This window comes from Streptacidiphilus neutrinimicus, assembly GCF_000787815.1.
Lineage (GTDB): Bacteria > Actinomycetota > Actinomycetes > Streptomycetales > Streptomycetaceae > Streptacidiphilus > Streptacidiphilus neutrinimicus.
The window spans coordinates 27,035-40,599 of record NZ_BBPO01000029.1 but is presented as its reverse complement, the minus strand read 5'-3'; the positions used below and the strand labels follow the sequence as shown (position 1 = coordinate 40,599).

At 72.1% G+C, this 13,565-nt stretch carries 14 protein-coding genes and 1 pseudogene; 8 read left to right on the top strand and 7 right to left on the bottom strand.

The features are described from left to right. Nucleotides 1-275, bottom strand: a pseudogene (locus tag TR48_RS43385) (hypothetical protein); the annotation flags it as partial. A gap of 5 nt (nucleotides 276-280) precedes the next feature. Beyond that, a complete protein-coding gene (locus TR48_RS19580; RefSeq protein ID WP_042369094.1) occupies nucleotides 281-1,042 on the bottom strand; it encodes an alpha/beta hydrolase in 762 nt (253 codons plus the stop codon). 191 nt (nucleotides 1,043-1,233) lie between these two features. Here TR48_RS19580 and TR48_RS19575 point away from each other — a divergent pair, with 191 nt between their 5' ends. From TR48_RS19575 to TR48_RS19565, 3 genes are all read left to right on the top strand, one after another. Further along, on the top strand, nucleotides 1,234-2,001 hold the full coding sequence (locus TR48_RS19575; protein ID WP_042369092.1) for a lysophospholipid acyltransferase family protein: 768 nt from the start codon (nucleotides 1,234-1,236) through the stop codon (nucleotides 1,999-2,001). Between the two features lie 8 nt (nucleotides 2,002-2,009). After that, nucleotides 2,010-3,263, top strand: coding sequence for a MacS family sensor histidine kinase (gene macS / locus TR48_RS19570; RefSeq protein WP_042369090.1), 1,254 nt, complete (start codon nucleotides 2,010-2,012; stop codon nucleotides 3,261-3,263). Nucleotides 3,264-3,324: 61 nt separating this feature from the next. After that, nucleotides 3,325-3,999: a response regulator gene (locus TR48_RS19565; RefSeq protein WP_042369088.1), complete on the top strand. Its 675-nt coding sequence runs from the start codon at nucleotides 3,325-3,327 to the stop codon at nucleotides 3,997-3,999. A gap of 13 nt (nucleotides 4,000-4,012) precedes the next feature. Here the strand turns inward: TR48_RS19565 and TR48_RS19560 are convergent, their stop codons facing one another. Further along, nucleotides 4,013-4,525 carry a YceI family protein gene (locus tag TR48_RS19560; RefSeq protein ID WP_042369086.1) on the bottom strand — a complete coding sequence of 171 codons (513 nt, stop codon included), beginning with the start codon at nucleotides 4,523-4,525 and terminating at the stop codon, nucleotides 4,013-4,015. Nucleotides 4,526-4,636: 111 nt separating this feature from the next. Between TR48_RS19560 and TR48_RS19555 the strand changes: the two genes are divergently transcribed. Beyond that, entirely contained in the window at nucleotides 4,637-5,110 is a 474-nt protein-coding gene (locus TR48_RS19555; RefSeq protein WP_042369084.1) for a MarR family winged helix-turn-helix transcriptional regulator, read from the top strand. Nucleotides 5,111-5,122: 12 nt separating this feature from the next. On the opposite strand, the gene TR48_RS19550 is transcribed toward TR48_RS19555, so the two are convergent. Next, on the bottom strand, nucleotides 5,123-7,060 hold the full coding sequence (locus TR48_RS19550) for an anthranilate synthase family protein (RefSeq protein ID WP_042369082.1): 1,938 nt from the start codon (nucleotides 7,058-7,060) through the stop codon (nucleotides 5,123-5,125). 282 nt (nucleotides 7,061-7,342) lie between these two features. Here TR48_RS19550 and TR48_RS19545 point away from each other — a divergent pair, with 282 nt between their 5' ends. Together TR48_RS19545 and TR48_RS19540 are read left to right on the top strand one after the other, a co-directional pair. Further along, nucleotides 7,343-8,686 carry a class II 3-deoxy-7-phosphoheptulonate synthase gene (locus tag TR48_RS19545; protein ID WP_042369080.1) on the top strand — a complete coding sequence of 448 codons (1,344 nt, stop codon included), beginning with the start codon at nucleotides 7,343-7,345 and terminating at the stop codon, nucleotides 8,684-8,686. A gap of 127 nt (nucleotides 8,687-8,813) precedes the next feature. After that, on the top strand, nucleotides 8,814-9,059 hold the full coding sequence (locus TR48_RS19540; RefSeq protein WP_042369078.1) for a (2Fe-2S)-binding protein: 246 nt from the start codon (nucleotides 8,814-8,816) through the stop codon (nucleotides 9,057-9,059). 4 nt (nucleotides 9,060-9,063) lie between these two features. On the opposite strand, the gene bfr is transcribed toward TR48_RS19540, so the two are convergent. Further along, complete coding sequence (gene bfr / locus TR48_RS19535) at nucleotides 9,064-9,543, bottom strand: bacterioferritin (RefSeq protein WP_042369075.1); 480 nt, start codon at nucleotides 9,541-9,543, stop codon at nucleotides 9,064-9,066. Nucleotides 9,544-9,676: 133 nt separating this feature from the next. On the opposite strand from bfr, the gene TR48_RS19530 reads away from it, so the two are divergent. Next, nucleotides 9,677-10,312: a sulfite oxidase-like oxidoreductase gene (locus tag TR48_RS19530; protein ID WP_042369074.1), complete on the top strand. Its 636-nt coding sequence runs from the start codon at nucleotides 9,677-9,679 to the stop codon at nucleotides 10,310-10,312. 71 nt (nucleotides 10,313-10,383) lie between these two features. After that, nucleotides 10,384-10,935 carry a GNAT family N-acetyltransferase gene (locus tag TR48_RS19525; RefSeq protein WP_042369072.1) on the top strand — a complete coding sequence of 184 codons (552 nt, stop codon included), beginning with the start codon at nucleotides 10,384-10,386 and terminating at the stop codon, nucleotides 10,933-10,935. On the opposite strand, the gene TR48_RS19520 is transcribed toward TR48_RS19525, so the two are convergent. Beyond that, nucleotides 10,905-11,507, bottom strand: a complete 603-nt coding sequence (locus tag TR48_RS19520; protein WP_042369070.1) for a GNAT family N-acetyltransferase — start codon at nucleotides 11,505-11,507, stop codon at nucleotides 10,905-10,907. The two genes, TR48_RS19525 and TR48_RS19520, sit on opposite strands and share 31 nt — an antisense overlap. Next, nucleotides 11,507-13,465, bottom strand: a complete 1,959-nt coding sequence (gene pknB / locus TR48_RS19515; RefSeq protein WP_042369069.1) for a Stk1 family PASTA domain-containing Ser/Thr kinase — start codon at nucleotides 13,463-13,465, stop codon at nucleotides 11,507-11,509. Before pknB ends, TR48_RS19520 begins: the two co-directional genes overlap by 1 nt. Between the last annotated feature and the right edge of the window lie 100 nt (nucleotides 13,466-13,565).

The following is a 13,565-nucleotide window of genomic DNA, read 5'->3' as shown; positions in this document are numbered from 1 at the left end:
TAGTGCTCGTCGTCGGGATCCTCCGCGGCCGTCCAGGCGCGCGGGTCGACCGGCGGGACCGCCCGGACCATCGGGAGCGGTCGGATCACGGGCGGGCGCGGGCGCGCCTGCGGTGCGCCCAGGCCCATGTCGGAGGCGGAGACGTCCTCCGCCTCCGGCCAGCTGCGGTCGGACTCGGCGACGGGCTCGTCGAAGCCGGCCACCAGCTCCGCGAACAGCTCGTCGTCGGAACGGCCGGAACGTTCCGGACGCTCCGCACCCTCCGGCTCGGCCATCGCGCTCAGCCCTTCGTCACGGGAACGGTCAGGCGCTGGACGAAGTGCATGCTCCCGTCGAAGATCAGCTCCGCGTCGTAGTCGAGCGTCGCCACGTGGAGGCTGCGATCCAGCAGGCGCTCCTCGAGGTCCTTGGAGCCGACGTGCGCCAGCAGCGTGCGGCCGCTGTCGGGGCTGACCACGTTGTCCTTGGGGCTGCGGAAGAGCAGCAGTGGCTGGGTCACCGACGGCAGTTCGGACTGGACGATCCGGGTCAGCTGCTTCATCGAGTGCGCGGCGTGCAGCGGGGTGCGGGTGTAGCCGCCCTCGTCGACGCCGGGCTTGGCGATGTCGCTGGCGATCCCGGGGAAGCTCGGCACCAGGTGGCGGACGACCGGCAGTGCGACGTGCGCCTGTCCGGGCATCTTGACCAGCGGGTTCACCAGCACCAGGCCGCTGACTCCGGCGCCCTGCCGTGCCGCCAGGTGCAGGGAGAGCAGCCCGCCCATGGACAGGCCGAAGACGAAGACCTGGTCGCACTCCTCCGCCAGCTCGAGGTACTCGCGCTCGACCGTCGCGTACCAGTCCTGCCAGCGGGTGGTGTTGAGGTCCTTCCAGTGCGTGCCGTGACCCGGCAGCAGCGGGAGGGAGACGCTGTAGCCCTCGGCGGCGGCACGCTCGGCCCAGGGGCGCATCGACCTCGGCGAACCGGTGAAGCCGTGGCAGACCAGGATTCCCACCGGCCCGCCGCGATGGCGGTACGGTTCGGCGCCGGGCAGCAGCGGCATGACAGGTCCTTCCCGAGGGTGGGCCAAGTGGGGGCGAATCGGGTGCGCCAGTAGGCGCCATCGTCGCACGTCGGCAACGCGCGCGTACAGCTTCCGTATTCCCCGCCGCCTTCCTGCCGCCTCCGGGTGGAGGGAGACTGGCGGGAACCGGACTAAGGTTCTCGTTGGTCAGGTGAGTATGGAGGTCAGGGTTGTTCTACCGGCTGATGAAGTTGATCGTCGCCCCGCTGCTGAAGATCTTCTTCCGTCCGTGGGTCGATGGGATGGAGAACATCCCCGAGGAGGGTCCGGCCATTCTGGCCAGCAACCACCTCTCCTTCTCCGACTCGTTCTTCCTGCCCGCGCTGATCCCGAGGCGCCGGGTCACCTTCATCGCCAAGTCCGAGTACTTCACCGGGACGGGTATCAAGGGCAAGTTGACGGCGGCCTTCTTCAAGGGCGTCGGGCAGCTCCCCGTCGACCGGTCCGGCGTGCGCGGGGCCGGTGAGGCCGCGATCCGCAGCGGCATCGAGGTCATCGAGCGTGGCGAGCTCTTCGGCGTCTACCCCGAGGGCACCCGCTCCCCCGACGGTCGCCTCTACCGCGGCAAGGTCGGCGGCGTGGCCCGCATCGCCCTGGCCACCGGCGCGCCGGTGATCCCGGTCGCCATGATCGACACCGAGAAGCTCCAGCCTCCGGGGAAGGTGCTGCCGAAGCTCGGCGTGCGGCCCGGCATCCGGATCGGCCGTCCGATGGACTTCTCCCGTTACCACGGCATGGAGAACGACCGCTTCATCCTGCGCTCGGTCACCGACGAGGTGATGTACGAGATCATGCGTCTGTCCGGCCAGGAGTACGTGGACGTCTACGCCACGGCCGCCAAGCGGGCGATGCAGGAGGCCAGGAAGCAGGAGAAGCAGTTGGAGAAGCAGCAGGCCAAGCAGGGTGCGCAGGGCACCCGGGACCAGCAGGGGCAGTAGGAGGGGACGTGGGGGACGTCGGGGGGAAACCGAGGGTCGCGGCTGTCGCCGTCGGCGGGGGTTCGTTCTCCGTCGAGCAGCCGCTGTGGATCGCGATCAGCGCGTTCCGCGTGCTGACGCTGCTCTACGCGATCGGCCGTTACGCCCAGCACGAGCAGCACTACACCAACCAGCTCGGCGCCTGGATCTACATGGGCGTGCTCTCGGCGTGGACGCTCGGCACGGTCAAGGTCTTCTGGTCCAAGGAGCACTGCGGCCGCCGCTGGCTGGTCGTGGACCTCTCCCTGGTGGTGCTCGGCATCCTGCTGACCCGTGCCTTCGACGGCCCGCACTGGGTGAGCGGCGGCGACGTCACGCTGCCGACGATCCGCGCGGCGAGCTCCGTGCTCGGCTTCGCCGCCTACGGGGGCTGGCTGCCGGCGGCCTTCGCGGGTGTCGTGGTCGGCGTCGCGAACGTGATCGAGGCCGGCAGGCCCGGCGAGGTGGGCAAGCTCGACTCGTCGAACCTGCACAACATCGTGCTGCTGCTGCTCGCCGGGGTGGCCATCGGCTTCGTCATCGACCTGGCCCGCAAGAGTGAGGAGACGCTCGCCCGCGCCCTGGAGATCCAGGCCGCGACGCGCGAGCGCGAGCGGCTGGCCCGGGACATCCACGACGGCGTGCTGCAGGTCCTGTCGCTGGTGAAGCGGCGCGGCCTGGAGCTCGGCGGGGAGGCCGCCGAGATCGCGGCCCTGGCCGGTGAGCAGGAGGCGGCGCTGCGCCGCCTGGTCGCGAGCGGCCTCGGCCCGGCCGCCTCGGAGGTCCCCGCCCCCGCCCGTGCCGGGCGCGTCGCCGAGGCGACCGTCGACCCGAGCACGCCGCAGGACCTCCGCGCCCTGCTCGCGCCGCTGTCGGATCCGCAGATCAGCCTGGCACAGCCGGGAACGGCGGTGCTGCTGCCCGCGCAGGCGGCGACGGAGCTGGCGGCTGCGGTCGGCGCAGCGCTGGACAACGTCCGGCGGCACGTGGGCGAGCAGGCCAGGGCGTGGATCCTGGTCGAGGACGAGCCGGACGCCGTGATCGTGAGCGTGCGCGACGAGGGCCCGGGCTTCGACCCGGCGCGGCTGGTCGAGGCGGAGCGCGAGGGCCGGCTCGGCGTCTCGCAGTCGATCCGCGGCCGGCTGCGCGATCTCGGCGGCAGCGCGGAGATCTACTCGGCGGCCGGTCAGGGCACCGAGGTGGAGCTGCGGGTGCCGAAGCAGCGTCAGCAGAGCCGTCAGTAGAGCCGTCGGTAGGGCCGTCGGCGGTCAGGGCCGTCGACAGGCGTCAGCGGGAGGGGAAGCGATGGGCGAGGCGATACGGGTGATGGTGGTCGACGACCACCCGATGTGGCGTGAGGCCGTGGCACGGGACCTGGCGGACGCCGGCTTCGAGGTCGTGGCCACCGCGGGCGACGCCCGCGAGGCGGTGCAGCGCGGGCGGGCGGTCTCGCCGGGCGTGGTCGTGCTCGACCTCAACCTGCCGGACAAGCCGGGCGTCGAGGTCTGCCGCCAGCTGATGGCGGGGGAGGCCGCGCCGCGCGTGCTCGTGCTCTCCGCCAGCGGCGAGCACGGCGACGTCCTTGAGGCGGTCAAGTCCGGCGCCACCGGATACCTGGTGAAGTCCGCCAGCCGCGAGGAGCTGATCGACGCCGTGCGCCGCACGGCCGCGGGCGACGCCGTGTTCACCCCTGGTCTGGCCGGGCTGGTCCTCGGCGAGTTCCGCCGCCTCGCGGCCGAGCCCGCCCCGGCGGGCCAGGACCGCGGTGACGCGCCCCGGCTGACCGACCGGGAGACGGAGGTGCTGCGCCTGGTGGCCAAGGGCCTGCCCTACAAGGCGATCGCCGACCGCCTGGTGCTCTCCCCGCGCACGGTGCAGAACCACGTGCAGAACACCCTCGGCAAGCTCCAGCTCCACAACCGGGTGGAACTGGTCCGCTACGCCATCGCCGCCGGCCTCGACGAGGACGAGCGGGCCTGATCCACGCGACGGCCTAGTCCCGCGTGAAGGTGGCGCTGACGGCGACCTCCGTCAGGCCCCTCATCATGCCCAGCCGGTTCCAGCCGAGGCCGAAGCGGTCGCGGTCGATGGTGGTGTCCACGGCGACGGTGACGGACTCGGCGGTGCGGCCGGTGACCGTCCCGGTGAGCGTCAGAGGCTCGGTGACGCCGCGGACGGTCAGCTCGCCGGTCAGCGCGACGGAGCCGTCGCCCTGCGGCTCGGCCCCGGTCGCGGTGAAGACCAGCTCGGGGAAGCGCTCGGCGTCGAAGAAGTCCGCGGAGCGCAGGTGACTGTCGCGCTTGGTGTGGCCGGTGTCCAGCGAGGCGGCGGCCAGCGTCAGCGACCCCGTCGCGGGCCCGCCGTCGGCGGGGACCTCCCCGGCGCCCTTCACCTCGGTGAAGCGGCCCTTGACGGTGACCAGACCCCACATCGTCCGGTGCTGGATGCGTACCTCGGAGGTGCTGGGGTCGAGCCGGTAGCGCCCGGCGGGCAGGGAAGTGGACATGGCGGGGAGCCTCTCGCTGGATAGCTAGCTGGATATTAAGTAGCTAGTTAGACGTTAACGCGCATTGCTACCCTGGGCAAGAGCGGGTCGATTCGTAGGAGAGGTCGGGGGATGGCCGAGAACTGTCCGGGCGCGGCGGACCTTGAGCTGCTGGAGCAGTGGAACACGCTGCAGGCGGGCTTCCGTCGCCTCACCGACCAGCTGCTCTCCGACGTCGACGCGAAGGCGGGCATCGCACCCTCGGAGTTCCAGGTGCTCTGGTTCCTGCTGACCTCGCCGGACCAGGCCGCGCCGATGAACCAGCTGGCCGCGACGTTGAACTTCACCACCGCCGGCACGACGAAGGTCGCCGACCGGCTGACGGAGGCGGAGCTGATCCTCCGTCAGCCGAGTGCGGCGGACCGCCGCGTGGTCCTCGCCTCGCTCACGGACAAGGGCCGGCGCGTCGCCATGGACGCGGCGCTGGCCCTCGCCGGCGCGCTGCGGGAGCGGGTGGTCGACCGGGTCGGCGCGGACGCCTTCTCGAAGACGGCGGGCTGCATGCGCGCACTGGACCCGAACCCCGAGCGGCTCTGCCGTCCCTGAGCGGGTGTGCGCCTACGCGGTCTGCGGCACCAGCTCGGCCAGCGCCTCCCGCACGATCGCCAGCCCGTCGAGCGTCAGCACGGACTCGGGGTGGAACTGGAGGCCCGCGAAGCCGGGCCCGCGCAGCGCGTGGACGTCGCCCGTCTCCGCTTCACGGCTGACCTCGATCCCGCGGGCGGCGAGCCGCGCCGCGGCGGCGTCGTCGGCGCGCGCGGTGAACGTGTTGTAGAAGCCGACGGTCCGCTCCCGCCCGAACACGGCGACCCGCTCCTGCGCCCCCTGGTACGGCGTGGCCTTCCGATGCAGCGGCAGTCCGAGTGCCTGGCTCAGCAGTTGGTGGCTCAGGCAGACCGCGAGGAACCCGGCCGGGCGGCCGACGGCCAGCAGCGAGGCGACCAGTGCGCGCATCGCGGTCATCTTCGGGCCGTCCGCCGCCGGGTCGCCGGGGCCGGGGCCGAGCACCAGCGGGCCCTCGTGCGCGGCGACGGCCTCGGCCAGGCCCGGCGCGTCCCAGCGCCGTACGGTCACCCGGTGGCCGAGCGACCGCAGCAGGTGGGCGAGCATCGAGGTGAAGGTGTCCTCGCAGTCGACCACCAGGCAGTGCAGGCCCTCGCCGGCCCCGGCCGCCCCCGTCACCGGCGTCTGCATCCGCAGCCAGAACGGGGAGAGGTTCTTGCGGCGGGCGTCCAGTGCCGCCTGGACCCGGTGGTTCTCCGCGAGCACGGGTGCGGCGCCGCCGCGCGGCGGCCGCGCCGGGACCGCGCCGATCGCGGCCAGCACCCCGGCCGCCTTGGCGTGGGTCTCGGCGACTTCGGACGCGGGATCGGAGTGGCGCACCAGCGTCGCGCCGACGCGGACGGCGAGGCGGCCGGTGGCGGGGTCGATGTCGGCCGTGCGGATCAGGATGGGGGAGTCGAGCGTCTGAGCGCCGCCCGCGGTGCGGCCGACCAGGGCCAGCGCGCCGGAGTAGTAGCCGCGGCCGGTGGGCTCGTAGCGGGAGATGACCCTGGTCGCGTTCTCGACGGGGCTGCCGGTCACGGTCGCCGCGAACATGGTCTCGCGCAGCACCTCGCGCACGTCCAGCGAGGTGCGGCCGCGCAGCTCGTACTCGGTGTGGGCGAGATGCGCCATCTCCTTCAGGCGCGGGCCGAGGACCTGGCCGCCCAGGTCGCCGACCTGGCACATCATCTTCAGCTCCTCGTCCACGACCATGGTGAGCTCCTCCAGCTCCTTCGGGTCGTTGAGGAAGGCCAGCAGCGAGTCGAGCGTCGGACCGCCGGACGGATAGCGGTAGGTGCCGGAGATCGGGTTCATCACCACCGTCCCGCCGGTCTGCCGCACGTGGACCTCGGGGCTCGCGCCCACCAGTACGTTCGTGCCCGTGTGCACCAGGAAGGTCCAGTACGCGCCGCGCTCCTGCTCCAGCAGACGGCGAAAGAGCGTGAGTGCGAGGGCGGGGGAGAAGTCCGCCAGCGTCGCGGTGAAGTCACGGCGGATCACGAAGTTGGCGCCCTCGCCCCGGCCGATCTCGTCCTCGATCACGCGTCGCACGATCTCCGCGTAGGCGTCGTCGTCCACGTCGAAGGCGCCGTCGCGCAGGGCGACCGGCCGCTGCGGCAGCGCGGCGCGCAGCCGGGCCAGCGGCAGGCGGTACGACTCGCGGACGCGCAGGGCGCGCAGCGGGGTGCCGTCGTCGCGGGCCTCGAAGCCGCGTTCGCGGATCTGCCGGTAGGGGACCAGGGCCAGCAGGTCGTGCTCGGGCCGGCCGGAGGCCGGAGCGCCGTGCGGCAGCGGCAGCTCGGCGAGCGTCGCGTACGTGCCGACCTCGCCGATCAGCAGCTCCACGGTGTCCGGGGCCAGGCGCGGCGTGCGGCGGTGCAGCAGGGCGAAGGGCTCTCCGGCTTCGGTGAGCCGGGCGACGAGGGCGGGCACGTCGGGCGCGTCGTTCACGGTGGGCCTTCCTGAGGGATCGGGAGCCGGGTCGGTCCGACCGCTCTCGGGGAGGCCGCGTGAGACGCGAAACGGCCGCCCCGAGGGGCGGCCGCTGAGGTCTGCGTGGGTACGCGAGCTAGTGGGCCGCCTCGGGGACGGTCCACCACCAGGAGTAGGTGTACTGCGCGTTCACAGACAGCAGCGTAGCGGAAGCCGGCGGCGGAGGCGGCCCGTCCACCACGTGTCTCACCCATCGGGCGTGATGCCCAATTCGTTTCCGTGACCACGTAGCCTTGCAGCGTGACCGTGAACGCTGACACCACCGCCCAGGACTTCTCCTGGCTGTCCCTTCCCGCGGCGCAGCAGCCCGACTGGCCGGATTCCGAGGCTCTGCGCAAGGTTCTTGCGGAGCTCGCCTCGTATCCGCCGCTCGTCTTCGCCGGCGAGTGCGACCAGCTGCGCGCCCGCCTGGGGGCGGTCGCGCGCGGTGAGGCGTTCCTCCTGCAGGGCGGCGACTGCGCCGAGGCCTTCGACGCCGTCTCCGCGGACCACATCCGCAACAAGCTCAAGACGCTGCTGCAGATGGCCGTCGTGCTGACCTACGCCGCGTCCGTGCCGGTGGTCAAGGTCGGCCGGATCGCCGGCCAGTACTCCAAGCCGCGCTCGAAGTCGACCGAGACCCGCGACGGGGTGACCTTGCCCGTCTACCGCGGCGACTCCGTCAACGGCTTCGACTTCACGCCCGAGTCCCGCATCCCGGACCCGGAGCGCCTCAAGCGGATGTACCACGCGTCCTCGTCCACGTTGAACCTGGTCCGCGCGTTCACCACCGGTGGCTACGCCGACCTGCGCCAGGTGCACGCGTGGAACCAGGACTTCGTACGCAACTCGCCCTCCGGCCAGCGCTACGAGCGCCTGGCCAAGGAGATCGACAACGCGCTGGCCTTCATGAACGCCTGCGGGGTGGACCCGGAGGAGTTCAAGACGGTCGAGTTCTTCTCCTCGCACGAGGCGCTGGTGCTGGACTACGAGACGGCGCTGACCCGCACCGACTCGCGCACCGGCCAGCTGTACGACGTCTCCGGCCACATGGTGTGGATCGGCGAGCGCACCCGGCAGCTGGACCACGCGCACATCGAGTTCGCGTCGAAGATCCGCAACCCGCTCGGGGTGAAGCTCGGCCCGACCACCTCGGTGGACGACGCGCTGACGCTGATCGACCGGCTGGACCCGGACCGTGAGCCGGGCCGGCTGTCCTTCATCACCCGGATGGGCGCGGGCAAGGTCCGCGATCTGCTGCCGAACCTGGTGGAGAAGGTCACCGCGTCCGGCGCGCAGGTCGCCTGGATCTGCGACCCGATGCACGGCAACACCTTCGAGGCCTCCAGCGGCCACAAGACCCGCAACTTCGACGACGTCCTCGACGAGGTCAAGGGCTTCTTCGAGGTGCACCGGGCGCTGGGCACCCACCCCGGTGGCATCCACGTCGAGCTGACCGGCGACGACGTGACCGAGTGCGTGGGCGGCGGCGACGAGGTCTTCGTCGACGACCTGCACCAGCGCTACGAGACGGCCTGCGACCCGCGCCTCAACCGCAGCCAGTCCCTGGACCTGGCGTTCCTCGTCGCGGAGATGCTGCGCTGATCCGGCGGGTGTGACCCGAGTGTGACGAAGGCCCCTCCGGTTTCGACCGGAGGGGCCTTTCCGCTTTGGGGAGCGATTGAGTAAGGTAAGCCTTAGCTCAGTTACCTGCTCGACGTGGAGGCCCTGGATGTACGTGTGCGTGTGCCACGCGGTCACCGAGGAGCGGGTCCGTCAGGAGATCAGCGAGGGCGCGAAGACCCCCCGCCAGGTCGCCAAGGGCTGCAAGGCCGGCACCGACTGCGGTTCCTGCGTCCGCCGCATCCAGGCGCTGCTGGGCCACGAGGGCGCCCGTCCCTGCCCGACCTCCCGGCTCGCCGCCAGGCTCGGCCTCCCGGTGAGCGCCGAGGCAGCCGAGGCCGCCCGGGCCGCCTGAGCCCCTAGCTCTCCGGCTGCTCGATCAGCTGCGCCAGGTAGAGCGGCTCGCCGAGCTTCTCCACCAGCTCCAGCTGGGTGTCGAGGTAGTCGATGTGGTGCTCCTCGTCGGCGAGGATCGACTCGAAGATGTTGGCCGAGGTGACGTCCCCCTTGGCGCGCATGACCACGATCCCGCGCCGCAGCCGGTCGATGGCCTCGACCTCGATCTGGCGGTCCGCCTCGAACATCTCCTTGACCGTCTGCCCGATGCGCAGGTGGAACAGGCGCTGGTAGTTCGGCAGGCCCTCGAGGAAGAGGATCCGGTCGGTGAGCACCTCGGCGTGCTTCATCTCGTCGAAGGACTCCGCGCGGGTGAACTTCGCAAGCTTCGTCCAGCCGAAGTTCTCCTGCATCTTGGCGTGCAGGAAGTACTGGTTGATGGCGGTCAGTTCGGCCGTCAGCTGCTCGTTCAGGAACTCGATGACCTCGGGGTCGCCCTGCATGGGACCGCGCCCTTTCTCTGCCGATTCATCCGCTTTCGAGGCATCGTTCCATCCTGGACGCCCCGAATCCAGCAAGGGCACACTCACGTGACCTCTGGCGTTCACGGCCCCCGGCATCTGTCACCATTGAGCCATGGGTCAGTCCGAAAACCAGCAGGCGGCAGCTTCGGAGACCCAGCCGTCACTGCCCCCCGGCCAGCGCCTCCAGCGCGGCTGGCCGGTCCTGCACTACGGGCCGATCCCCCGTTTCAAGCCGGCCACCTGGGAGCTCCAGGTCTTCGGCGCGACCGCCGACGGCGACAAGCACAGCTGGACCTTCGAGGAGTTCACCGCGCTGCCGCGCACCGAGGTCACCGGCGACTTCCACTGCGTGACCCGCTTCAGCATGCTGGGCAACCGCTGGGGCGGCGTCTCCACGGCCACCGTCCTGGGCCTGGTCCCGCCCGCGCCCGAGGTCACCCACGTCATGGTCTGGGCCGAGTACGGCTTCAGCTCCAACCTCCGCCTCGCCGACTTCGCCGCCCCCACCTCGATCCTCGCGACCCACCGCGACGACGACCCGCTCACCGTCGAGCACGGCTTCCCGGTCCGCCTGGTCGTCCCCCACCTCTACGCCTGGAAGGGCCCCAAGTGGGTCCGCGCGGTGGAGTACATGACCGCCGACCGCCGCGGGTTCTGGGAGGAGCGCGGCTACCACAACCTCGGGGACCCCTGGCGCGAGCAGCGGTACACCTACCAGGAGGCCCCGGGCGACGGCCCGGAGGCGTGATCGCGGCCGCTCCTGTAGGGGATTCCCGTTATCCGATTGCCCCGCGGCGACGGGTCCGGAAGTATCCCGACATGGACCACATCGCCGAAGAGACCCTCCGTCACGACCGCGTCGTCCTGACCCGCTGGCGCGCCGACCAGCTCGACGAGCTGACGGTGCTCATCGACGACTCGCTCCCGCGGCTGAAGCCGTGGATGCCCTGGGCGCACACGCACTCGCGGGAGAACAGCGCCGGCTACCTCGCGCAGGCGGACGTGGAGTGGGCCTCCGGGGCCGCCTACAACTACGCGATCCGCGAGGGCGCCGTCGACGCGCCGGTGCTCGGGTCCTGCTCGATGATGGCGCGGATCGGCCAGGGCGGCTGGGAGATCGGCTACTGGATCCACGCCGACGGAAGCGGCCGCGGCCTGGTCACCATGGCCGCCGCCGCGCTCACCCGGCAGGCGTTCGCGCTGCCGGGGACGACGCATGTGGAGATCCATCACGACGCCCGCAACCACGCCAGCGGCGCGGTCCCGAAGCGTCTCGGCTTCACCGAGGCGGAGCACCGGTACGGTCCGGAGCGCGAGACGGTGGTCTGGCAGATCGACCGTCAGACCGTCGAGGGAGCGCGGTGGCCGTAGCCCGAACCCGGCCACGGGCCGGGGGCCTCGCCTACGGGCTTGTGCACCGTCTCGGTGCGGGCGAGCTCGAAGCCGCGCGAGCGGTAGTTGCGCAGGGCGGCGGGGCCGTCCAGGGAGCAGGTCTCCACGATCACCCTGCGGGTCGCGGGCAGCGAGGGGTGACGCTCCGCCAGGTCCCAGGCTCGGCGCAGGCCCAGGTCGAGCAGGTGGCCGCCGAGGCCGCGGCCGATGAACGCGGGCAGGAGGCCGAAGTAGACCACCTCGACCACGCCCTCCCCGCGCGGCGCGAGCTGGACGTAGCCGGCGGGCGTGCCGGAGACCCAGGCCACCCAGGTCTCGGTGCCCGGGACGGAGAGCCACTTCTCCCAGTCGGCGTGGCTCCACGCCAGGCGGTCGGTCCAGTGCCAGACCCCGCCGACGGCGGTGTAGAGGAACCGCGCGAACTCGGGACCGATCAGCTCGGCCCGCACCACGGCGAGGTCGACCCCGGCCGGGGCCGGGACCGGCTCGGCCGGGAGCGCGGACGGGGACCCCTGCTCCAGATGCCAGACGGTGACGGTCGTGAGCGCCATCAGTAGACCCAGATGGTGACGGTGCTGCCGAGCGGGGCCCGGCCGTTGCCGCCCGGCGTCTGGCTGTGCACCGTCGCGCCGCCGAACAGCGAGAAGCCGAGGGTGCGGACCTTGAACCCGGCCTGCTTGAGCTTCTTCTGAGCGTCCTTCTCGCCGAGGCCGGTCACGTCCGGGACGGTCACCTGCTGCTGGCCCTTGGAGACGGTCAGCGTCACGGTGACGCCCTGCTGCGACGTCCCCGGCGGCGGGCTCATCGCGGCGACGGCGCCCGGGTCCTGGTCGGAGAAGACCTGGTTCGGGTCGACCTTCACCTGGAAGCCCGCCGACTGCAGGTCCGAGGTGGCCTGGTCGACGCTCTCGCCGGTCACGTCGGGCAGGTCGACCGGCTGCGGGCCGGAACTGACGATCAGGGCGACCGGGGTGTTCGCCGCCACCTGCGCGCCCGCGGCCGGATCGGTGCCGATGACCGAGCCCGCCGGGACCGTCGGGTCGCCCTGCTGGCGCTGCGCGCCGATGCCGAGCCCGGCCTGCTGCAGCGCGCTGATCGCGTCGTTCACCGACTTGCCGGTCACCGTCGGCACGGTCGGGCGCTGCGGGCCCTTCGAGACGTCGACGGTCACCGTGGTGTCCTTGCGGACGTGCGCGCCGGGTGAGGGGTCGGTGCCGATGACCGACCCCTTGGGGACGGTCGGCGAGAAGTCCTGCTTGACCTGGACCGCGAAGCCCGCGTGCGTGAGCGCCGCGACCGCTGTCTGCTGCGGCTCGCCCAGCACGGCCGGGACGCCGGTGTAGAGGCCGCCGTTGAGCGCCCAGGTCAGCCCCGACACCAGCAGCGCGACGACCAGGACCAGCCCTGTGGGCACCGCCCAGCGCGGTCGGCCGCGGCGGCGGCGCCGGGCGACCGGCGGCGGCTCCGGCGCCTCGTGGCGCGGCATGACGAAGTCGGCGGGCAGCTCCGGCAGCATCGCCGGATCCATGATCGAGGTCCGCTCCACGGGTGGCGCGGCCGCGGCGGGGCCCGCGAACGGCGGGAGCATCGTCGTGGGCGAGCCTACGGCCGAGGACGTCGCCGCGGGAGGCTCCGCGTCCAGCTGCGCCGGGGTCAGCTCGTGACGGATCCGCTGCAGCCGCGCCAGCAGGTCGACGGCGTCGGCGGGGCGTCGGGCGGGGTCGCGGGAGGTCGCGGCCAGCGTTATGGCGTCCAGCTGCTGCGGCAGGCCGGGCACGCGCTGCGAGGGCGGCGGCACGTCGGTGCTCAGGTGCTGGTAGATGACCTGCATCGGGCTCTCGCCGGTGTGCGGCTTCGCGCCGGTCAGCATCTCGTACAGCAGCACGCCGCAGGCGTACACGTCGGTGCGCGGATCGACCGCGCCGCGCTCGATCTGCTCGGGCGCGAGGTAGGAGACGGTGCCCATCACCTGCTGGGTGGTGGCCGCGGTCTGACCGTCGACGGCCCGGACCAGACCGAAGTCGGCGACCTTGACCCGGCCGTCCCCGGTCAGCAGCACGTTCTCCGGCTTCACGTCCCGGTGCACCAGCCCGGCCCGGTGCGCGGCGCCGAGTGCCGCCAGCACCGGCTCCAGAATGTCCAGGGCGGTCCGCGGGCTCAGCGCGCCCCGGTCGCGCATCAGGTCGCGCAGGGTCCAGCCGGGCACGTACTCCATGGCCAGGAAGACCGCGGGCGGCACGGCCGCGTGGTCCTCGCCCTGGTCGAAGACGCCGACCACGTTCGGGTGCGAGAGCTTGGCGACGGCCTTGGCCTCACGGATGAAGCGCTCGACGAACTCGGGGTCCGCGGCGAAGCCGGGGTGCATCACCTTGAGAGCGACGACCCGGTCCAGCCGGGTGTCCACGCCCCGGTAGACCGTGGCCATGCCGCCGACGGCGACGCGCTGCTCGACCCGGTACCGGCCGTCGAGCACGCGCCCGATGAGGGGGTCCTGCAGCGTGACGTCCACGTGAGGAGTCTAGGGGGAGGCGGAACCTCCGCCTGTTCGGCGGCGCCATCCGTCGCAGAAGTGTAACGACTTCAGGAACACCGCAGGCCGGTCGGAAGGC

What these genes read in the sequence shown, in the direction of transcription:
- bfr (WP_042369075.1), bottom strand. Translation starts at nt 9,543, where the DNA reads ATGCAGGGCGACCCCGAGGTCATCGAGTTCCTGAACGAGCAGCTGACG.
- TR48_RS19530 (WP_042369074.1), top strand. Translation starts at nt 9,677, where the DNA reads ATGGGTCAGTCCGAAAACCAGCAGGCGGCAGCTTCGGAGACCCAGCCG.
- TR48_RS19525 (WP_042369072.1), top strand. Translation starts at nt 10,384, where the DNA reads ATGGACCACATCGCCGAAGAGACCCTCCGTCACGACCGCGTCGTCCTG.
- TR48_RS19560 (WP_042369086.1), bottom strand. Translation starts at nt 4,525, where the DNA reads ATGTCCACTTCCCTGCCCGCCGGGCGCTACCGGCTCGACCCCAGCACC.
- TR48_RS19555 (WP_042369084.1), top strand. Translation starts at nt 4,637, where the DNA reads ATGGCCGAGAACTGTCCGGGCGCGGCGGACCTTGAGCTGCTGGAGCAG.
- TR48_RS19540 (WP_042369078.1), top strand. Translation starts at nt 8,814, where the DNA reads ATGTACGTGTGCGTGTGCCACGCGGTCACCGAGGAGCGGGTCCGTCAG.
- TR48_RS19580 (WP_042369094.1), bottom strand. Translation starts at nt 1,042, where the DNA reads ATGCCGCTGCTGCCCGGCGCCGAACCGTACCGCCATCGCGGCGGGCCG.
- TR48_RS19520 (WP_042369070.1), bottom strand. Translation starts at nt 11,507, where the DNA reads ATGGCGCTCACGACCGTCACCGTCTGGCATCTGGAGCAGGGGTCCCCG.
- TR48_RS19565 (WP_042369088.1), top strand. Translation starts at nt 3,325, where the DNA reads ATGGGCGAGGCGATACGGGTGATGGTGGTCGACGACCACCCGATGTGG.